The organism is Halalkalibacter krulwichiae, assembly GCF_002109385.1.
GTDB lineage: Bacteria > Bacillota > Bacilli > Bacillales > Bacillaceae_D > Halalkalibacter > Halalkalibacter krulwichiae.
The window spans coordinates 1,466,564-1,485,891 of the sequence record NZ_CP020814.1 but is presented as its reverse complement, the minus strand read 5'-3'; the positions used below and the strand labels follow the sequence as shown (position 1 = coordinate 1,485,891).

Below are 19,328 nucleotides of genomic sequence, written 5' to 3'. Positions count from 1 at the left end.
AAAAGGAGGAAAAGATGAATGACAAACAAAAGTGAAGTTGTCGTAGATAAAGAAAAACAAACTGATCTTAAAATGAAAGAAGAAAGGAAAGACGGAGAGCCAACTGCAGCTTTTAAAGGCGCTGCTTGGGCCGCCTTGTTAGTAGGTGTTTCGGGGTATCTCATTGGTTTATTTAATGCAACAATGGAACTGAACGAAAAAGGGTATTACTTTGCTATTTTAATTTTCGGACTCTATTCCGCAATATCTCTTCAGAAAGCAGTAAGAGATAAAGATGAAGGCATACCCGTTACAAGTATTTATTATGGGATCAGCTGGTTAGCGCTTATTATAGCTGTTTCATTAATGGGGATCGGGTTATTTAATGCAGAAAGTATTGTTTTAAGCGAAAAAGGTTTTTATGGCATGGCTTTTGTTCTTAGTTTATTTGCAGCGATAACGATTCAAAAAAATATTAGGGATACACAGATCGCAAGGGAAAGAGGTTGATTTCATTAAGGGAAGCGTTAATCCAAAAGGATCAGCGCTTTTTTAAAAAGCCACACACAAAAAAAAGCAAACCAAATCTTAAGATTCAGTTTGCTTAATCATTCGTATTTACGAAAACGGCACAAGGCCAAACACAAAATAGGCAATGCTAAATACAACGATCATCATAATCACCCCAGCAATTAAGCCTTTAATAGGCTCACTCACTGTCCAGTTCGTTGTTTCTTTTTTCTTTAACATTTATCTCATCTCCTCTGTTTGTTTTTCAAAAGAAATTAAGACAAACAAGAGAAGAATGTACTCTGATATTTTATTGTTAAAAGATTTCTTTTCGTTTTTATTAAAGGGACAAAAGAATGCAATAACTCTACAATATATCTTGTGTAGCGATTTAGATGAGTAAAAGTAAGCCCCCATAACATAGCTAGTACAAATGTAAATAAATTAGGGGAAAGTAAAACCGTAGCACTTACTGTCGAATCAAGATCAGTAGCCAGATAGACGTCATTGTTTATTTCAAAAGGAGCTTGGTCCATTGGGCTATAAGGATTTACAAGAAAAGCAATGAATATGGTGATTACAAGGAAAAGTTTTTGTTTCATCTCTTCACCTATATGGTTATTTTAAGGAAAATTTTATTTAGTTCCACTCTAGTTGTTGCAATTTTCATTTTTTATTCTTTCATTATTATAGTTAATACATTCATTAAAGACCTACTATACTTAATTGTCCACTTTTTTTATCATAAATATATTTGTCCTTCAGATGTATAATGGTTAAATTAGTAGGCCCTTTATATCAAAAAACCAATCAACGTTAATTGATTGGTTTCATTCCACATTATTGATTGCCTTTTTTCACCCATTCCGCAACCGTAACTGTACGTTTAGCTTGATATTTAACTGCCGCTTCTACATCTTCAATCATTTTTCCATCTTGACCAACTGTTACGCTAACTCCGTATGGGTTACCGCCTGCTGCAAATTGGACTGGATCAGTGTATCCAGGTGATGCGATAAGCGCGCCCCAGTGGTGCATTGTTGTATAAAGCGATAAGATTGTTGCTTCCTGGCCGCCATGAGGATTTTGTGCGGATGTCATCGCACTTACAACTTTATTAACAAGTTTCCCATTAAACCAAAGCCCGCCAGTCGTGTCTAAAAATTGTTTCATTTGCGCTGGCATGTTTCCAAAACGAGTCGGAACACTGAAAATAATTGCGTCTGCCCACTCTAGATCATCCAATGTTACTTCCGGAACATCTTTCGTAGATTCAACATGAGCTTTCCAGCCTTCGTTTTCATCAATTACAGATTGCGGTGCAAGCTCAGGTACTTTAAGTACTTTTACTTCAGCGCCTGCCTCTTTTGCTCCTTCTTCTGCCCATTTTGATAATTGATAATTCGTTCCACCCATACTGTAATAAATAACGGCTAATTTAATGTTTGACATCTTATTCGTCTCCTTTGATTTTCCAAATAATTTTTCAATAAGGCCCATCTTCTTACACCTTCCTCTTTAGTCTTGCCTCTTTGTTCTTTTGCGAATCGTTTCAAATGAAAATAGTTCAATGTTTACATCTTAGTTCAAAATCATTTATCCTTAATTAACTTTTCTTTATTTCGAGATATTTAAGCTGATTTTGAAAAAGTTGATCTGCTTTCTTGATTTTTGAACAAAAATTGCCCGAGTGAATATTGCTTACTTCCGTTTATGACTAAGTGAACTGCGATAACAAGTAAGATTAAGTCATAAGCATAACCTCCGATAAATCCTAGTGCTAGGTTTACTTTGAAGATTGCTCCAGCGAGAATAAGTCCTAAAATAGCAGCTGCAATTCTTGTCCCTAATCCTAGAATTAAAGCAATTCCTCCGACGATCTCAAGTACAGCGACCACATAAGCAAAGCCTCCTGGTAAACCGATGCTGTCAAACCATCCAACTATATTTTCAATTCCTCCTTGGAATTTTTGTGAACCGTGAGCTAAAAACACAATCCCCAATACTACTCGTAATAATAATGTTCCTATTTCACTTCTGTTTGCCATTACCTTTTCTCCTCCAAATGTTTGGTACAAATAAACACCGCTTTGGTGTTTATTTGCCTCTGTTTAATATATTACCATTTTATTTATTCCTAATTCAATATATTTTTGTAAAATATTTATTAATTATTTATTTTGATACCATTTTGCAGCAGCAGCTACTTCGTCTGCTGTTAATTGATGTCCACGATTCTCCCAGTGGAGCTCAACCGTTGCATTTGCTTGCTCTAATAATGAGTATAATTCTTCTGATTCCTGTGGTGAGCAAATCGGATCATTCGTTCCGGCTGCGATAAATACTGACTTTCCTGTGAGATCTGGAAGGGCCATATTTCTTCTAGGAACCATCGGATGATGAAGAATGGCACCTTTCAATGAATTTTCATAATGTAACAATAAGCTCGCTGCGATATTGGCTCCATTTGAGTATCCGATTGCAATCATATTGTCTCGATCAAACTCGTACTGTTCTGCAGCCTCATTAAGAAATTGATTTAATTCTTTCGTACGGAAAATGAGATCCTCTTCATCAAACACCCCTTCCGCTAATCGTTTAAAGAAACGTGGCATCCCGTTTTCTAATACGTTTCCTCTCACACTTAATACAGATGCATCCTCATCAATCATTCCTGCAAGTGGCATTAAATCTAGTTCATTTCCTCCTGTACCGTGAAGCAATAAAAGAGTCGGCTTTGATAGATCTTTTCCTTTTTGATAAATATGTTTCATTTTTTGTATCCCCTTTCTAAAGTCTTGAATCATTGTAGAGAATAAATTCTCACTACATTTTTTGCATACGCTGCGATTATTTAGGCCTTTCCAAAGAAAAAACTTCTCCTATTTTGGCATAGTCATTCCCAGCTAGACGGCTCACCGCACCTAACCCGTTTGCATCAATTCTTCCGTTCTCATAAATGTTCTCATCAATATGAAATCGAACGACTTTTCCGATTATGAAATCACAGCTTTGTTTATCCCCTTCACCTAATTGTAAAGAATGCTCTAACGTACATTCCATGCGAATTTTTGCCTCTTTAATTCCAGGTACGGAGATATTTGTGCTCTTTACTGGAGTTAGATTGGCTAATTCTAGTTCACTTTCATCTGACGGGAGACTTGCTGCTGTTTGATTGATTTGTTTTACATTTTGATTATCGACAATATGAACGACGAACTCCTTAAGGTCGTTAATATTTCTAGCGGTATCTTTTTGTCTTCCTCCCGTTCGCTGAACCGAAATTGAAATCATTGGTGGATTGGAAGAGACGATATTAAAGTAGCTGAATGGCGCCCCGTTCAATGTCCCATCGGCAGAAACCGTCGTAACAAAAGCGACTGGTCGTGGAATAATGCTTCCGATTAAAAACTTATAATTTTCTCTTTCTGTTTGGGCTGACGGATCAATTGATAGCACCTTGATCATCCTCTCATCAAATTAATCTAACTCTCTTACTTCAAATGGTAACACACCTTGTTCAATCTTTTCTCTATGTGGTTCATATTGATTTGGGAGCTTTAACTGATTTCCCATTGTTTCATATGATTCATCATGAGCAAATCCAGGAGGGTCTGTCGCTATTTCAAATAAAATCTCTCCATGCTCTCTAAAGTAAATCGCATTAAAATAGTTTCGATCCTGAACAGGAGTAACCCCATACCCAAAACTTTCAACATGGTTTTTCCAATCTAACTGATCCTGATCATCAAGTGCTCTCCAGGCAATATGGTGAACGGTCCCAACACCCATTTGACCTCGACCGATTGATGATTTTTTCAAATCAATGATATTGCCAATCTCACTTGGTGAGCGGAAACGAATAAGGTCATCTTCTTCCGCAACTTTTTCAAGGCCCATTACCTGTACAAGCAATTCGGCTGTCTTATGTGGTTGAGCAGATAATAACGTTGCACCACCGAACCCTTTTATTGCTACATCAGGTGTCACTTCACCGAATTGCCACGTGTTTGGTTCGCCTTCTTCTCTTGCAACTATTTCTAGGTGAAGTCCATGTGTATCATCAAACTCAAGATACACTTCTCCAAACCGTTCCGTTTTTGTAAAAGGAACGTCGAACTTTGCCAACCTTCTTTCCCAAAACTCGATACTTCCTTTTGGAACGACATAAGAAGTCACACCAACTTGGCCATCACCGATCTTCCCTTGATACGCATTCGCCCATGGAAAGAACGTGATGATCGTACCTGGTTTTCCACCTTCATTGCCAAAATAAAGATGATACGTACCGGGATCATCAAAGTTGACCGTTTGCTTGACTAAGCGTAATCCTAACACCCCTGCATAAAAATCAACATTTTCTTGGGGTGACCTACAATCGCTGTAATATGGTGAATACCCATTGTTTGTTTACCCATTTTTTAACACTCCTTTATCTACTGATTTAGACTAACCCATTGTAGTAATTGACATTCTTCTATTCATTCAAATTATAATCAATGTCGTATATTATGAAACCGAGACATATTATTAAAATGCATTTTGTCTCGAATTCGAGATAATTATATAATAACTTGATTTTTATTGTCAACTACTATTATGAACAGAAGGTTTCTTCATTAATTGAATGCAAAAACACCTTCGAATTCGTAGCCTAATAAGCGCACCAATCCGAAAGTGATTTCTTCAATCATAGTTATCACTGAAAAAAACTCATCTTTTACATAATCAACTGCTCAAGTTCACTGTAACGATAACTCCCCTTCACACCTGGTTTTGACTCAAGATACTGAATAATCTGTTCGGTATTCAGTCCAACATCTCTTTTCAACCCTTCCATGATCATAGACAAATACTCTTTCGAAGGGGTACTAAACGGTACATCTAAGTCCCAGTCAGCTGTAAAAGTAAAGACCGGAAATCCCTTTTCTTCTCCTACAAATAAAATTGTTCCGTACCATGAATCTTTTAGTGTAATATATCTATTCTTTCTCACTTCTTCCAAATCAATATCGAGCTCTTCTCCGTTGTTTTCTTGTTTGACAACATCTAGAAACTGCTCGGTTGTAATTAAATATTTTCTACTGTATAGAACCTGCTTCTTATCCTCTTGTAGCCCGATAAAAGCAACTCCTTGATTTTGCCAACGAGCGGAATTCTTTGCAAAATATAAAGGATAATGCATTTCATACGTCTCTTCTTTTTTAGGTAGGGTTTGATCTCTACAACCAACTTCCACCTTTGTTGATCCCTCGGGTTTCCCCCCTCTTATGTAACATAAAAACCGATCCTTACTTAAATTTGAGCCGTAACTGGCATACCATACATATTGAGTTTGTTTGCTATCTGCCATTCACATCACATCCTTCTCAAAGTTCATCTCCAGATATTCATTTTTAATCATTATGCACGCATTTAGCAATAAAGGCATCAAAGATCCGTTGCATCGTTGGAGCTTCACTCGCCATTTCTTCTGGGTGCCACTGAACGCCCCACATAATAGGACATTTAGAGATCCCTTCAATCGCTTCAACCGTTCCGTCTGGTGCAGCTGCAACTACTTTTAAGTTTTTTCCGAGCTGATCAATCGCTTGATGATGGAAGCTATTCACTCGCATTGTAGAGGTATAGAATAGTTCATATAACCAGCTTTCTTCTTTGATTTGAATCGAGTGGGTCGGTTGTGGTCTATCTGCTTTTTGATGATGATTGATCGCCTTCGAATTTTGTGTAGGGATGTCTTGTATGAGTGTACCTCCTAATGCAACATTTAACATCGTATTTCCTCGACATACCCCCAAAAGTGGTTTTTTCTTCTTTTGAGCCTGTTGCACAAGCGCAATTTCTAATTTATCACGATTTTCATTTGTTTGTTTTATTTGCGGATCTGGCTCTTCATTGAAAGAATAGGGATCGACATCTTCTCCATTAGTCAGGATCAACCCATCACAAATTGAAGCATATTCTTCTGACATTTCTTCTGTACCGATCGGAATAATGAGTGGGATTCCTCCAGCTCTTTTTACTGAAGAAATAAATTTAGTATGTAAATTTACACTTGGGATATTGTGATGACTTACAATTGAACTCGTTAATCCTATGATAGGTTTCTTCATATTTCTCAAGCTGAATCCCTCCTAATGTATAGGTTTCAAGTCTAATCAAGAGATGTAAAAACAAAAGTTTATTCTGCATTATCTCTGTTTACTTTTGGCAATTTGTACAAAAACATACGCCAAGCCGCTTAATCTGAAGTGGCAGTTCTGAAACTATTAAGAAATCTATAACGTATATAAGATGAGAAGTTCGTTTCATAAGGAGGAATAAAATGACCGTATTAGAAGTGAAAAACTTAAAAAAGTCGTTTGGAACGATTCACGCTGTACAGGACATCAACTTTTCAGTCAAGGCTGGAGAAGTCTTCACCATCATTGGGCCAAATGGGGCCGGAAAAACGACGACACTGGAAATGATTGAAGGGCTTGTTCCACCAGATGATGGAGAAATCTCTTTTGGCGAGTTGAACTGGAATCACCATGCAACAATGATCAAAAAGAAAATCGGGGTACAGCCTCAATCAAGTGCCATGTTTGATTTATTATCTCCGCAAGAAAACTTGAACCTCTTTGCTACTTTTTACGACAAGGCCCGTCCAACTGAGGAAATTCTTACCCTAATCAACTTAACCGATCACCGAAACAATCAAGTAAAAAAATTATCCGGTGGTCAGCGTCAAAGGCTTGCGATTGGGCTTGCAATGATTAGCGATCCAGAGATTATCTTCCTTGATGAACCGACAACAGGTCTTGACCCTCAAGCACGACGCAATATTTGGGATATCATTTTACAGTTAAAAGAATTAGGAAAAACAACGATTTTAACGACACATTATATGGAAGAAGCTGAAAAGTTAAGTGACCGCGTTTGTATCGTTGATCAAGGAAAAGTTGTCACTTTGGATACCCCCTCTTCACTCATTGATCAATTAACGAAAGAAAGAGAAATTCATTTATCTTTTGTTGATGGACCACTTGCTGCCGAGGAAGCCAATCACTATTCTTCTCGTCTTCATTCAGTCTCACGTACAGAGCTCGAACATACATCATTAAAACTATGGACAACAAATCCAGAAGACACGTTGTACAACTTATTTGGGTTTACAAAAGAAAAGAATTATTCCGTCGAGCAGGTCTCCATCCGCGAAATGAGTCTAGAGGATGTTTTTATTACGTTCACTGGTAAGGAATGGAGGGATTAACTTGAAACAATTTAAACAAATGTTTCTTGTCCAATTAAAAATGACTTTCCGCGAAAAACAAGCTTGGTTTTGGGGGATTTTCTTCCCTGTTATCTTGATGGTCATCTTTATGTCAATTTTCAGTGGGAGTTCTGACAATGAGTTTTCTGCAAATGTTGCGATTGTAGACGAAAATCCAAATGCAACCTCAGCAATGCTCTCTGATCAAATTAGTCAAATCCCGGTGCTTGAAACTGAATCTGACATGGCTGTTAGTCAAGAAGAAGCTTATCAGCTTGTGATGGATCAAGAGGTAGATGCTGCAATTGTCTTACCTGAATCTGAAGAGGATACATCGATCCAACTCGTTGTGAATAAAGAGAACGAACAAGAAGTAACTACCCAGGCTCTTTCAGGAATGTTAAACCAGCTCGTCCAAGAAGCCAACCTTTTTGCCGTCGGTGCAACCGCTACATATGAATTAACATTTGAATCGATTTCTTCATCAAGTAATGATCTGAGTTATACCGACTTTCTTCTTACTGGAATGATCGCATTAGCGATTGCTCAAGGTGGACTGTTTGGAATGGTTGATTTAGTAGAGATGCGCCGCAAAGGCCTGATCAAAAGATTGCGCATGACTCCTGCCAATATGAGTTTGTTTGGCTTGAGCGATATGACGATGCGTTTGTTGTTTGGCGTCATTCAAATTATGTTACTTTCTCTGATCGGCGTCTTTGTTTTTGGAGCCAATTTGTACATTAACTTCACAAGTCTAGTAGTTGTCTTCTTATTAGGGGCTCTTTCCTTTAACGCAATTGGATACCTCTTTTCTTCATTCAGTCAAACGACTGAAGCTTATATGGGAATTGTCAATATTATTAACTTTGTGATGATGTTCTTAAGTGGTGTGTTCTTTCCAATTGACACAATGCCAGAGTGGATCCAACCCCTTTCTCACATCCTTCCACTCACCTATTTCGTTGAAGGTTTAAGAGAAAGTATGGTCTATGAAACAAGCCTCTTTTCAAGTACATTGTGGTCTGGAATTGGCATTATCGTGTTATGGGGCGTCATTGCATTTCTTCTTGGTTCATGGCTCTATAAAAGAAAATCGATTGTGGCAACAAGATAACTCTATAATCTTTCACTCAAATCATAGATGCCTGTTAGTTTATAAACTGACAGGCATCTATTTTTATTTTCGTTTGCTACCTTTTCATAATTGCGTTAGCCTATTGGGTACTTTTCGCTTTAAGCAAATCGCTTAAGTGGTTCTATTATTAACATTTCACCTGCAAGCGGATTCCGTCCTCAACCAAATAACATTGCAAAAAACGTGTAAAGATTTACATAGAGTAAACCTTTACACGTTCAATATCTCTCACCCATGCACCTTCACGCCTAAACGGGCAGCCTGATCTGCGATAACGGTAACACCGGGATGCTTTCTGAGAATAGAAGCTGGAAAATGAGGATCAATTTCTCCATTTACTAAGCGGTTAAAGGCTTCGGTTTTGCTATCACCTGAGATTAGTAACAGGATTTCTTTGCTTTTCATAATCGTTCCAATTCCCATTGTAATCGCTTTTGTAGGTACATCTTCCATCCGCGCGAAATATCTTGCATTCGCTTCTCTTGTTGAGGTAGCTAACTGGACAATGTGTGTAGCCGATTCAAATGAAGTTCCTGGCTCATTAAATCCAATATGACCATTTTGGCCAATTCCTAGTATTTGAAGATCGATTCCTCCGTAACTTTTAATCGTTGCTTCATAATCTTTTGCTTCTTGTTCACTATCCTCTTTGACACCGGAAGGAATAAATGTATTTTCTTTCTGAATGTTAATATGATCAAACAATTGATCGTTCATAAAGTAACGATAGCTATTAGGGTCTGTACCTTGAAGACCTATATACTCATCGAGATTAAATGTGGTCACATCGTAATAGTCTGTACCATTCTCTCTATGATCTTCAATGAGTTTTTGATAAAGGCCAACGGGCGTTCCTCCTGTTGCTAATCCGAGTTTTAGCTTCGGCTGTTTCTTAATTTTTTCAATTATATATTGTGCTGCTTGTTTGCTCATTTCCTGGTAGTTTTCGACCTCAATTATTTTCATTTTACGTACTCCTTCACACGTGCTTTGTTTAAGAGACTATAAATGGTTCTTTGCGATTGAACGTGCCTTGGCAATTCTTTCCTCTGAAAGCTTCTCCATTGGTTCACGGCAGAAACCAGCATCGACACCTTTTTCTTTTAACATTTCTTTTATCGTTTGATATAATCCATTATCTAAGATTTCAGAGATTAAGTCATTGGTTACATGTTGAATTTCTCTTGCTTCTTCTATTTTTCCTTGCTTGCCTAATTCAAAAATCTGCCTTGCACGTTGTCCATTTACATTAAACGTACTGCCGATGGCTCCATCAATCCCTAGAACCGTAGCAGGAAGAAGCATTTCATCAAAGCCACCATAAATCAATTTCTCTGGAAATTTCTTTCTCATTCTTTCTAACAGATAAAAATCACCAGCTGTAAACTTCACTCCGATAATTTTCTCATTTTCAAAGAGCTCAGCAAATTGATCGAGGCTCATGTTCACACCAGTTAAGAATGGAATCGAATAAATAATCATTTTGTTATCTACCGCATTAATAATGCTGTTATAGTAATGTTTAATTTCATTAAAATTAAACTTGTAATAAAAAGGAGTAACTGCTGAAAGAGCGTCGTATCCTAAATCTGTTGCATATTTGGCTAAATCAATCGCTTCTCTTAAATTAACAGAACCAACTTGAGCGATTAACGGGACTTGCCCTTTTACTTCATCCTTTGTAATACGGAAGATTTCCTTTTTCTCTTCTGTTGAAATCATAAAATTTTCGCCTGTGCTTCCGTTGACGTACAAACCATCTACCTTACAAACATCTACATTATATCGAATAATTTCTCTTAACCCTTTTTCATTAAGGTTCCCATCTTGGTCATATGAAACCATTAAAGCTGTTATAATACCTTTCATTATTACCCTCTCCTAATCCTTTAATTTACACGTTTTTTTACTATTCTATTAAACTCTAGTAAACACACATCTCTAAATGAATACCTATGTCGGATGAGTTTCAGCTTTGGGATTGAGTAACTTCCTGTAAGCTAATTCTTTTTCTAATAGTAAGATAAAGTCAAGATCCAAGTTTAATTTTAGAGCTTCGTAATAGGCTTCTATTAGAGTTTGGTCAGAAATCTCTCTCATTAGAAGCTCCTTTCTTCCCTTCTATTTACATATTTTTTCATTGTACTGTTAGTTGAAAATGGTGCTCCTTTCTTCAAGGAAACACCACTTTTAAGGAATGATATACAGCACCCAGTAAATTTGCGTCATTCGTTTTTTGTGCCATGTCAATGGTAAGCTGTTTGCTGAAAGATGGCATAATTCGTGCGTACGTACTCTTTTGGATTTTGCTAATTAAGTATTCACCTTGTGCTGAAATGCCACCACCAATGACGATTTGCTTTGGATTAAAGGAGTGAATAAGTGTTTTTAATCCAGCTGCTATATCTTCTACCCATGAATCAATGACCCCTTCTATAACTATGTTCCCACTTCTAGCCTCTTCAAAAAAAATCGGTAAAGTTTCTTGAGTTCGTCCTGTCAAATCCATGATCCTCTTTTCCAAAGCAAGGCTTGAAGCATACATCTCTAAACAACCATGGTCCCCACAAACACAGGACAAACCATTAGGATACAAAGTAATATGACCAAATTCGGCAGCTGAATAAGTAGAACCATGATAGATCAAGCCATTATTAACGACCGCTCCTCCGATACCTGTTCCAAATGTTAAACATAAGAAGTTGTCATTTCCTTTAGCCGCACCTACCCAATACTCACCTAAAGCAGCACAATGTACATCATTTTCTACTGTAACAGGCTTGTTCAGTCGTGATTCCAACTCTTCTATGATGTTCAGTCCTGCATATTCTGGTATCGCATCCGTAGCAAATATGACTTCACCTGTTTGGCTATTAATTTGACCTGCCGAACTAATGGCCACAGCATCGATTTTCTTTCTAGCATCAAGCCGCTTACAGATTTCAACCAACTGATCTACCATTGCTTTTTTTCCTGTTTTAGGTGTTGGTACTGCTGCTTTTTCGCTTATTTCACCATGTTCTGTTACTAGTGCATATTTAATCGTTGTTCCACCAATATCAATTGCTGCAAAATTCATTTTTATCAACCCTTTATCTGAAACAAATTAACCAAATAAATTTGGTAGGAACATTACTATTTCTGGGAATATGATTAGTAAAATCACCGTTAGGAATAGTGGAACGAGAAACGGAATGACCCCTCGAATGATTGTGCCAACTGGCATCTCACCTGCCCTCGCTACGACAAAGAGCGCCATCCCCATCGGTGGAGTTAAAATACCAATCATTAACGTCAAGATGACGATAACTCCAAAGAAGATTGGATCTACCCCTGCATTTACAGCTACCGGAACTAAAATTGGTACGAGTAAAATCAGCAGAGCTAAAGATTCGATAAATGTACCTAACACTAGTAATAAAAGGACAATAAGTAATAATAAAAGGAATTGATTGTCGGTTACATTCAGGAAAAATTCAGCTACTTGTGCTGGAACTCGTTCACGCGCAATCATTTGTCCAAAAAACTCTACACCCATAATCATCAAAACGACTACACCCGTTAGCTTTAAGAAGTCGATAACATTTTTAAACAACTTCTTAATTGTTAGTTCACGGTATACAAAAAATCCAAGAACCATAGCGTACACCGTTGTCACTACTGCAGCTTCAGTTGGAGTGAAATAGCCTGAGAAGATTCCACCAATAATAATAACAGGCGTCATCAATGCCCAAAATGCTTTGTAAAAGTAATGCAAACATTCCTTACCAGTTGCTTTAGGGATCAAAGGATAGTTTCTTTTCTTAGCCAAATAATAAGCTACCGTCATAAGAGCAAAAGCACATAGAATTCCTGGAATAATACCAGCCAAGAACATTTGTGCAACCGATTGACCTGCAATAATCGCATAAATGATCATCGGGATACTTGGTGGTACAAGCGGTCCAATAATCGCAGAGGCGGCTGTTAACCCTCCATTATAATCATCATCATAACCAGCTTTTCTCATCGTTCGAATTTCCAGCTGCCCTAACCCCCCGCATCAGCCAACGCAGACCCGGACATCCCAGAAAACATTAAACTAGCCATAATATTTACATGACCCATGCCACCAGTGAAATGACCGACTAAAGAACGTGCAAAGTTGAAGATTCGATCTGTTATCCCTGATGAATTCATTAAACTTCCTGTCAAGATGAAAAAGGGAACAGCTAAGAGCGCAAAACTATCAATACCAGAAATCAGTTTAGCACCTGAAGCATACACTAAGTTCCAGTCACCTGTTACAAAGTAAAGAAACGCAACAACAATTAATGAAAAGCCGACAGGAACACTAAGCAATAATAAAAATAACCATATAATAAAGATTGCTATTACACTCATTTACACCACCCCACCCTTCTTGTTTCTCCAGGCTAGATAATCAAGTACATTTCGTTGGATTAATCGAAGGATCATCAATACCGAAAAGATTGGTAGGGCCATGTACATATATACGTAAGAAATTCCTAATGAAACCATATCAATGGGGGCCTGCCTCCCCGTAATACGAATACTAATGATCAAAATCGTAATCAATGCTGCTAAAATTAATAACTGGTTGAAGACGTAGATCGCTTTTTGGAACGCAGGTGGGAGTTTTTGAACAAAGAAGTCAATGGCAACATGACTTTTATCTTTTATACAAGCAGTGACTCCAAGTAACCCTACGTAGATGAAGATCAGCTTTGCTAGTTCTTCAGACCAGATCAAGGGCATGTTTAAAAACTGACGCGAAAAAATTTGAGCAACCAATATAATAAACATTCCAATGAACAAGCATCCGCCTATGACCTCTTCAAAATTATTAACTAATTTTTTCATCCCATATCCCACCTGCACCTCTTTTATTTATCGAACATTTTCAATTTGTTCCATATACTCTTCTGCACCTTCACCGATTTCTTCTAAATATTTAGGATACGCCTCTGATACGGCATTTCTAAATTCATCTAAATCTGGATATGTGATCGTCACGCCTTGCTCTTCAAAATAAGCAACCAATTCTGCTTCTTCTGTTTCAAATAGATCCGTATGATACGCTACCGCTTCTTCAATCGCTTCTGTTAATAGCTCTTGTTGCTCTGCAGAAAGGCTTTCCCACGTAGATTCTGAAACAACATAGTTGGCATCATTGACGACATGATTCGTCATAGCTAAATAGTCTTGAACTTCGTAAAACTTAGTAGTTTCGATTGTCGACAACGGATTCTCTTGTCCATCTACTGCGTTCGTCTGTAAAGCAAGGTACACTTCAGTAAATGCCATCGGAGTTGGTGCAGCACCCGTGTAAGAAGCATAATCTAATAGAGTTTGGGCTTCAGGCACTCGAAGTTTTAGACCTTTCATATCATCAAGAGAGTTAATTTCTTTGTTTGTTGTTGTTTGACGAGTACCGTTATAAGCGGTTCCAACGACACGAAGGTTGAAGTCATTGATCAATTCTTCATGCAAGTTTTGACCATATTCTGTATCATAAATTACACGATGTAGATGATCGTAGTCTTCTACGATATAAGGAAGGCCAAGTATTGTTGCTTTAGGCACCCAAATACCAAATCTACCTGTCTCTGAAAAGGTTACATCTAGCGTTCCATCTTGTAGCTGATCAAGCATAGCTCGATCATCACCAAGTTGTGCATCTGGAAATAGATCAATTGTAAAGGAACCTTCGCTTTGTTCTTTAACATAATCAGCTAAAAACTGTGCAGCTTTGTATTCATTTGATTGCGTTCCAGCTACCATTCCAAATTTAAGATTGATTTCTGCGTCAGCACTTCCAGAAGGACTCGTTTCGTTTTCTTGAGTGGATGTATTCTCTCCCCCACATGCAGCTAATAACATTCCCACCCCAAGTACCATTACTTTTAACATTTTTTTCATAATAGACTCCCCTTTTCTTTTCGTTTAAAGGATTTTTCCATTTCCTTATAAAAGGACTCAGTGATATATTTAGGACGCGTGACCGCGCTTCCAACAACAACAGCACTTGCTCCTAACTCCAAAGCTTTCCTAGCTTTTTCTGGTGTATTGATATTTCCTTCAGCTATAACCGGTATCGTAACTTGTTTTACGACATGTTCTAAGATTTCGAGTGGATCATGTTCTTTTGTATACTCAGTATAGCCAACAAGGGTCGTGCCAACATAATCAACACCTAACTTTTCAGCATTTATTGCTTCTTCTACTGTTGAAATGTCTGCCATAAATTTTTGATTCGGATATTTCATCTTTATTGTTCCAATAAACTCTTCAATTGTTTTGCTATCAGGGCGCTCTCTTAATGTAGCATCAAAAGCAATGATATCAACCCCCTCTGCAACTAGTTCATCTACTTCTTTTAACGTCGGTGTAATGAAAACGTCACTACCTTCAAAATCTCGTTTGATAATTCCAATGATCGGCAAATCTACTTCCTGTTTAATCGCTTGGATGTCAATGACGCTGTTTGCACGTATTCCACCAGCTCCCCCTTCATAAGCTGCCAAAGCCATTTTAGACATGATAAACGGACTATGAAGAGGTTCTCCTTCTAAAGCTTGGCATGACACAATTAATTTACTTTTCATTTCTTACATCTCCAATTCATTTCAATCTGTTCACCTTTTCAGTAATTTTAGGAGAATAGAATGGTGCTTTGTACTCCTAATCTACCTTTCAAACTTTCAACCACCTTGTAACACATCCATCACCTACCATTCGAAAATATACTTCACGTTTTAGTAAGCGCTTGCATGTTGTGACTTAATCTTAACCAAAAGAAAACAACTAGTCAATAACTTTTTTATTTTTGGAGTTTCGCACCAAAATGATTTATAATGACTACACAAACTACTTTTATTCATGTACGATAAAAGAACTTAATAAAAAGAAAGGAAGGTTACGTGTGACAAATGACGAGTTATTAACAGGAAATCATCCTAAACTAACGGTTTTAATGGAAAGAAGCAAGCAAGAATTTACGAAGTCGGAAAAGAAAGTTTATGATTTTGTACTAGAGCATTTTGAAGAAGTGATTTATCAATCATTGACCGAGATTGCATTAGCCTGTAAAACGGGTGAATCGACTGTTCTTAGATTCTGTAGAAAAATAGGGTTTAAAGGATATCAAGATTTTAAGTTTGCCCTTGCGCAAGAGTTAGCTTCCGTCCAGAAGTCCGATCATGATGAAACCTTTATTGATAAAGTAAAAAATAATATGTTGCAAGCAATTGAAAATACAGAGCAATTAACCAATATGCAAGAATTGCAGAAAAGCATTGATTTAATCGCATCAAGTAACGATATCGTCGTATTTGGCATTTCAGCTTCTGGGATAGCAGGTTTAGATATGCAAAATCGATTACTCCGAATCGGAAAGAACATTGAAGTCATTACTGATTCTCATATGCAAGTGATGAGAACCGTTTCGATGAATGAAAATTCAATTGTCGTCGCGATCAGTTTAACAGGTAGTACAAAGGATATTGTCGATGCCGTTCAAAATGCAAAAGAAAAAGGAGCGAAAGTCATCGCGATAACAAACTATACAAATTCTCCACTAACGAAATACTCTGATCAGGTGTTGCTTACATCAGCTAAAGAAAATCCATTGGACAGTGGCTCACTCGTATCAAAAGTCTCTCAGCTCTTCATCATTGACCTTTTATGCACAGGCATTACAATGAATATGTACGACAAGGCGAAACAGCATAAAGAGCAAGTCGCAGAAGTTATATCTAGTAAATTGTACTAATGAACAATCCGTTTAAAATGAACCCTGCTTAGATCAAGGTTCATTTTTTCATCCCACAAAACGGAGTGCAGCTCCTTTTTTAAAATATATATTGACTACCTATTGTCATCATGATACCTTTTTAATGAACATCCACATTTTTGAAGCCCTCTTCTCAGCACACTCACTTAAATCTACATGGCTTCTAACTTCGTCGAAAGGAGGAACATCGTTTCACCGTTGAGCTAGACCAATCTTTTACATTTGGAGGTTATATGATGAAACAAAGTAAAATGTATGGTTTAATGATTTTCACATTTTTATTGTTGCCTTTTTTATGTTTGCAAGCGGTTACAACAGTTGGTGCTGCAGAACAACCTTCACCCCTACTTCGATATGAGAATCTTCAACTAAGCACCGGAACAAGCAAAGATTTATCTGAATATGTTGATGAGCTTAGTGACTTAGACGAAGGAACCATTATCGTTCGCTTCCGCTATTCTGGTTCATCCTTCATGTCTTTGTTCTCACTAAGTAACAATACACTCCCAGACAGTCACTTTCACTTATACATTTCACCTGGCACAATCGGAAGTGAAAATCGCTATCAAGGCCCCGATTTTCCAAAAAGCAACATTCATACTCGCACAAGCTCTGTTTCATTAGCCGAAAACTACGTTCATACCCTTGCTCTCGTCGTTGACAAAAATCAAGGCTATAAATATTTCTTAAATGGTGAATTGGTCCATTCAGATCAACAATCAAAAATTGCTTTTCTAGACAACATTCATAGCCCAAACAGCGCAAAATTAGGAAAAACGGAGCGCTCATCAGGGAACGAGTATTTATTCAATGGAAATATTGACTTTGCCGAAGTTTATTCAACACCACTTGATGATCAATATCTTCTTGAAATTACCGGTCAAACGCATCATGAATCATTAGAAAATCCACTCCCTGACGATGCTTTTATCACCGAACCTTCTAGCATTTTCTACCCAGGATTTATGGATTCAAACAACTACCGGATTCCAGCTTTATACTATACGATGAATGGAACACTATTAGCTGGGATTGATCGCCGCGTAAACCACGGAGGCGATTCACCTAATGATATTCATGCAGCTGTGAGAAGAAGCTTTGACCAGGGAGAAACTTGGGAAACAGATGGAATTATTATTAATGCCTATCCGGATCAAGCTTCTAACATTGACTTAGCTTTCACACAAGATGAAACGAATGAACGTATCTTTGCTTTAGTTGATGGCTTTCCAAATGGAGCAGGCTTAATGGGTGGCTTCGGCAATAATGCCTATAAAGGAACAGGCTTTAAAGAAATTGATGGCAACTCATATATGTTTTTAGTCGATCAAGATGAAAACGAATATACGATTCGAGAAGAAGGCGTTGTGTATAATCAACATAATGAAGCGACAAATTATCGCGTAGATGAGCGTCGCGACCTTTACCTTGACGATGAAAAGATCGATAACATCTTCAGTGCAACAACACCTTTAACACCTTATAAAACTTCTTACCTCGAACTCTACTTTAGTGATGATGAAGGAGAAACTTGGACAGGACCGATTGATCTAAATCCTGAAACAAAAGAAGAATGGATGATTTTTTTAGGAGTAGGACCTGGTAACGGAATTCAACTGAAAGAAGGAACTCACAAAGGACGGATTGTCTTTCCTGTCTACTTCCTAAATGACCATAATAGACAGGCAAGTGCTGTAGTCTATAGTGATGATAACGGGAAAACTTGGCATCGAGGGGAATCACCTAATGAGGGAAGATTATTACCGAACGGAGAAACAATAAGAGAAAAAGATTTCACTAACCACTCTCATGAAATAACTGAGGCTCAAGTTGTCGAAATACCAAACGGGCAATTAAAAATGTTCATGAGAAACTATTCAGGTTTTGCTCAAATTGCTACAAGCTTTGATGGCGGAGAAACATGGCATGAAGAAGTTGTAACAGAAGAAGCACTCGTTGCACCTTATAGTCAAATGTCTGCTATTCGTTTCAATGGACAGATAGATGGGAAAGAAGCGATTATTTTCTCAAGTGCAAACCACCCTAACAACCGAGTAAATGGAACGGTGAGAGTTGGATTAATAGAAGAAGACGGAACGTATAGCAATGGAGAAACAAACTATAGCATTGATTGGCGTTATGAGCAGCTTGTTAAAGAAGGGCATTATGGATATTCAAGTCTGGCCAATTTAGAGTCTGGTCGCATTGGCCTTTTTTATGAAGCAACTGCTAATACGAATATGGATTATATTCAATTTAACACGGAATTTCTAAAGTGGGATCGTTTTGGAGATGCACCTAAACCTTCTATCGAATCCGTGCAACTGATCAGCCAAGGTGCGATAAGCCCAGGCCAACCAATTCAATTGGAAGTGACAATGGATGAATTTGTCATCCTCACTGGCACACGCTCACTCTTTGGTACATTAGCAGGACATCAACTAGAGTTCACATTCGTCGACCAATTAGGAAATCAACGCTTTCTTTTTGAAGCTACTGCACCGCAACTTCCACCACGCTCCTATTCGCTAACCTTATCTGTACCAGAAAGTTTGTTGCTTTATAATGTGTATGGGAACAAATTAGAAGATTTAGAGCCAATTCAAAGCTTCAATAAAAAAATAGCTATTAGAAAATAAAGATCATCACGA

Annotated in this window: 22 protein-coding genes and 1 pseudogene; 5 read left to right on the top strand and 18 right to left on the bottom strand. The window is 37.7% G+C overall.

Annotation, left to right across the window (positions count from 1 at the left end; translation table 11 throughout):
• Window positions 1–18: 18 nt before the first annotated feature.
• The gene (gene yiaA / locus BkAM31D_RS07655; RefSeq protein WP_066152353.1) at window positions 19–489 is read left to right on the top strand and encodes an inner membrane protein YiaA; all 471 of its coding nucleotides are present in this window, start codon (window positions 19–21) and stop codon (window positions 487–489) included.
• Window positions 490–597: 108 nt separating this feature from the next.
• Here the strand turns inward: yiaA and BkAM31D_RS24205 are convergent, their stop codons facing one another.
• The 9 genes and pseudogenes from BkAM31D_RS24205 to BkAM31D_RS07615 form a co-directional block, all read right to left on the bottom strand.
• On the bottom strand, window positions 598–729 hold the full coding sequence (locus tag BkAM31D_RS24205; protein WP_257391640.1) for a hypothetical protein: 132 nt from the start codon (window positions 727–729) through the stop codon (window positions 598–600).
• Window positions 730–764: 35 nt separating this feature from the next.
• Complete coding sequence (locus BkAM31D_RS07650) at window positions 765–1,091, bottom strand: hypothetical protein (RefSeq protein ID WP_066152358.1); 327 nt, start codon at window positions 1,089–1,091, stop codon at window positions 765–767.
• A 238-nt stretch (window positions 1,092–1,329) separates the two neighbouring features.
• Window positions 1,330–1,941 carry an NAD(P)H:quinone oxidoreductase gene (gene wrbA, locus BkAM31D_RS07645; RefSeq protein ID WP_371807187.1) on the bottom strand — a complete coding sequence of 204 codons (612 nt, stop codon included), beginning with the start codon at window positions 1,939–1,941 and terminating at the stop codon, window positions 1,330–1,332.
• A gap of 179 nt (window positions 1,942–2,120) precedes the next feature.
• Window positions 2,121–2,537: a DoxX family protein gene (locus tag BkAM31D_RS07640; protein ID WP_066152365.1), complete on the bottom strand. Its 417-nt coding sequence runs from the start codon at window positions 2,535–2,537 to the stop codon at window positions 2,121–2,123.
• Window positions 2,538–2,660: 123 nt separating this feature from the next.
• Window positions 2,661–3,263: an alpha/beta hydrolase gene (locus BkAM31D_RS07635; protein ID WP_066152369.1), complete on the bottom strand. Its 603-nt coding sequence runs from the start codon at window positions 3,261–3,263 to the stop codon at window positions 2,661–2,663.
• Between the two features lie 76 nt (window positions 3,264–3,339).
• A complete protein-coding gene (locus BkAM31D_RS07630) occupies window positions 3,340–3,948 on the bottom strand; it encodes a flavin reductase family protein (RefSeq protein WP_066152372.1) in 609 nt (202 codons plus the stop codon).
• Between the two features lie 21 nt (window positions 3,949–3,969).
• Window positions 3,970–4,907, bottom strand: a pseudogene (locus BkAM31D_RS07625) (ring-cleaving dioxygenase).
• A gap of 302 nt (window positions 4,908–5,209) precedes the next feature.
• On the bottom strand, window positions 5,210–5,842 hold the full coding sequence (locus tag BkAM31D_RS07620) for a hypothetical protein (protein WP_066152380.1): 633 nt from the start codon (window positions 5,840–5,842) through the stop codon (window positions 5,210–5,212).
• A 43-nt stretch (window positions 5,843–5,885) separates the two neighbouring features.
• Window positions 5,886–6,605 (bottom strand): gamma-glutamyl-gamma-aminobutyrate hydrolase family protein, encoded by a 720-nt coding sequence (locus BkAM31D_RS07615; protein WP_066152670.1) that lies wholly within the window; start codon window positions 6,603–6,605, stop codon window positions 5,886–5,888.
• Window positions 6,606–6,817: 212 nt separating this feature from the next.
• On the opposite strand from BkAM31D_RS07615, the gene BkAM31D_RS07610 reads away from it, so the two are divergent.
• Together BkAM31D_RS07610 and BkAM31D_RS07605 are read left to right on the top strand one after the other, a co-directional pair.
• The gene (locus BkAM31D_RS07610) at window positions 6,818–7,747 is read left to right on the top strand and encodes an ABC transporter ATP-binding protein (protein WP_066152383.1); all 930 of its coding nucleotides are present in this window, start codon (window positions 6,818–6,820) and stop codon (window positions 7,745–7,747) included.
• A gap of 1 nt (window position 7,748) precedes the next feature.
• Window positions 7,749–8,861: an ABC transporter permease gene (locus BkAM31D_RS07605; RefSeq protein WP_235820370.1), complete on the top strand. Its 1,113-nt coding sequence runs from the start codon at window positions 7,749–7,751 to the stop codon at window positions 8,859–8,861.
• A gap of 249 nt (window positions 8,862–9,110) precedes the next feature.
• On the opposite strand, the gene nagB is transcribed toward BkAM31D_RS07605, so the two are convergent.
• The 9 genes from nagB to BkAM31D_RS07565 all read right to left on the bottom strand — a co-directional run bounded on the left by nagB (window position 9,111) and on the right by BkAM31D_RS07565 (window position 15,490).
• Entirely contained in the window at window positions 9,111–9,848 is a 738-nt protein-coding gene (nagB, locus tag BkAM31D_RS07600; protein ID WP_066152386.1) for a glucosamine-6-phosphate deaminase, read from the bottom strand.
• Between the two features lie 36 nt (window positions 9,849–9,884).
• Window positions 9,885–10,751 (bottom strand): N-acetylneuraminate lyase, encoded by an 867-nt coding sequence (locus BkAM31D_RS07595; protein WP_066152389.1) that lies wholly within the window; start codon window positions 10,749–10,751, stop codon window positions 9,885–9,887.
• 84 nt (window positions 10,752–10,835) lie between these two features.
• A complete protein-coding gene (gene sda / locus BkAM31D_RS07590) occupies window positions 10,836–10,982 on the bottom strand; it encodes a sporulation histidine kinase inhibitor Sda (RefSeq protein WP_084372089.1) in 147 nt (48 codons plus the stop codon).
• A 73-nt stretch (window positions 10,983–11,055) separates the two neighbouring features.
• Window positions 11,056–11,961: an ROK family protein gene (locus tag BkAM31D_RS07585; protein WP_066152391.1), complete on the bottom strand. Its 906-nt coding sequence runs from the start codon at window positions 11,959–11,961 to the stop codon at window positions 11,056–11,058.
• A gap of 27 nt (window positions 11,962–11,988) precedes the next feature.
• A complete protein-coding gene (locus BkAM31D_RS07580) occupies window positions 11,989–12,891 on the bottom strand; it encodes a TRAP transporter large permease (protein WP_306807457.1) in 903 nt (300 codons plus the stop codon).
• Between the two features lie 20 nt (window positions 12,892–12,911).
• Entirely contained in the window at window positions 12,912–13,265 is a 354-nt protein-coding gene (locus tag BkAM31D_RS24695; protein WP_306807456.1) for a TRAP transporter large permease subunit, read from the bottom strand.
• Window positions 13,266–13,745, bottom strand: a complete 480-nt coding sequence (locus BkAM31D_RS07575; RefSeq protein WP_066152397.1) for a TRAP transporter small permease — start codon at window positions 13,743–13,745, stop codon at window positions 13,266–13,268. It lies immediately after the preceding gene.
• A gap of 27 nt (window positions 13,746–13,772) precedes the next feature.
• A complete protein-coding gene (locus BkAM31D_RS07570) occupies window positions 13,773–14,804 on the bottom strand; it encodes a sialic acid TRAP transporter substrate-binding protein SiaP (RefSeq protein WP_084372090.1) in 1,032 nt (343 codons plus the stop codon).
• Entirely contained in the window at window positions 14,801–15,490 is a 690-nt protein-coding gene (locus BkAM31D_RS07565) for an N-acetylmannosamine-6-phosphate 2-epimerase (protein WP_066152401.1), read from the bottom strand. Before BkAM31D_RS07565 ends, BkAM31D_RS07570 begins: the two co-directional genes overlap by 4 nt.
• Window positions 15,491–15,729: 239 nt before the next feature.
• Here BkAM31D_RS07565 and BkAM31D_RS07560 point away from each other — a divergent pair, with 239 nt between their 5' ends.
• Both BkAM31D_RS07560 and BkAM31D_RS07555 read left to right on the top strand, forming a co-directional pair.
• Window positions 15,730–16,656 carry a MurR/RpiR family transcriptional regulator gene (locus BkAM31D_RS07560; protein ID WP_084372092.1) on the top strand — a complete coding sequence of 309 codons (927 nt, stop codon included), beginning with the start codon at window positions 15,730–15,732 and terminating at the stop codon, window positions 16,654–16,656.
• Between the two features lie 254 nt (window positions 16,657–16,910).
• A complete protein-coding gene (locus BkAM31D_RS07555) occupies window positions 16,911–19,316 on the top strand; it encodes a sialidase family protein (protein WP_084372094.1) in 2,406 nt (801 codons plus the stop codon).
• Window positions 19,317–19,328: the final 12 nt, after the last annotated feature.

Bases quoted from the DNA above. Each gene is read 5' to 3' on its own strand.
- yiaA (WP_066152353.1), top strand. From the start codon at position 19: ATGACAAACAAAAGTGAAGTTGTCGTAGATAAAGAAAAACAAACTGAT.
- BkAM31D_RS24205 (WP_257391640.1), bottom strand. From the start codon at position 729: ATGTTAAAGAAAAAAGAAACAACGAACTGGACAGTGAGTGAGCCTATT.
- BkAM31D_RS07650 (WP_066152358.1), bottom strand. From the start codon at position 1,091: ATGAAACAAAAACTTTTCCTTGTAATCACCATATTCATTGCTTTTCTT.
- wrbA (WP_371807187.1), bottom strand. From the start codon at position 1,941: ATGTCAAACATTAAATTAGCCGTTATTTATTACAGTATGGGTGGAACG.
- BkAM31D_RS07640 (WP_066152365.1), bottom strand. From the start codon at position 2,537: ATGGCAAACAGAAGTGAAATAGGAACATTATTATTACGAGTAGTATTG.
- BkAM31D_RS07635 (WP_066152369.1), bottom strand. From the start codon at position 3,263: ATGAAACATATTTATCAAAAAGGAAAAGATCTATCAAAGCCGACTCTT.
- BkAM31D_RS07620 (WP_066152380.1), bottom strand. From the start codon at position 5,842: ATGGCAGATAGCAAACAAACTCAATATGTATGGTATGCCAGTTACGGC.
- BkAM31D_RS07615 (WP_066152670.1), bottom strand. From the start codon at position 6,605: ATGAAGAAACCTATCATAGGATTAACGAGTTCAATTGTAAGTCATCAC.
- BkAM31D_RS07610 (WP_066152383.1), top strand. From the start codon at position 6,818: ATGACCGTATTAGAAGTGAAAAACTTAAAAAAGTCGTTTGGAACGATT.
- nagB (WP_066152386.1), bottom strand. From the start codon at position 9,848: ATGAAAATAATTGAGGTCGAAAACTACCAGGAAATGAGCAAACAAGCA.
- BkAM31D_RS07595 (WP_066152389.1), bottom strand. From the start codon at position 10,751: ATGAAAGGTATTATAACAGCTTTAATGGTTTCATATGACCAAGATGGG.
- sda (WP_084372089.1), bottom strand. From the start codon at position 10,982: ATGAGAGAGATTTCTGACCAAACTCTAATAGAAGCCTATTACGAAGCT.
- BkAM31D_RS07585 (WP_066152391.1), bottom strand. From the start codon at position 11,961: ATGAATTTTGCAGCAATTGATATTGGTGGAACAACGATTAAATATGCA.
- BkAM31D_RS07580 (WP_306807457.1), bottom strand. From the start codon at position 12,891: ATGAGAAAAGCTGGTTATGATGATGATTATAATGGAGGGTTAACAGCC.
- BkAM31D_RS24695 (WP_306807456.1), bottom strand. From the start codon at position 13,265: ATGAGTGTAATAGCAATCTTTATTATATGGTTATTTTTATTATTGCTT.
- BkAM31D_RS07575 (WP_066152397.1), bottom strand. From the start codon at position 13,745: ATGAAAAAATTAGTTAATAATTTTGAAGAGGTCATAGGCGGATGCTTG.
- BkAM31D_RS07570 (WP_084372090.1), bottom strand. From the start codon at position 14,804: ATGAAAAAAATGTTAAAAGTAATGGTACTTGGGGTGGGAATGTTATTA.
- BkAM31D_RS07565 (WP_066152401.1), bottom strand. From the start codon at position 15,490: ATGAAAAGTAAATTAATTGTGTCATGCCAAGCTTTAGAAGGAGAACCT.
- BkAM31D_RS07560 (WP_084372092.1), top strand. From the start codon at position 15,730: ATGATTTATAATGACTACACAAACTACTTTTATTCATGTACGATAAAA.
- BkAM31D_RS07555 (WP_084372094.1), top strand. From the start codon at position 16,911: ATGATGAAACAAAGTAAAATGTATGGTTTAATGATTTTCACATTTTTA.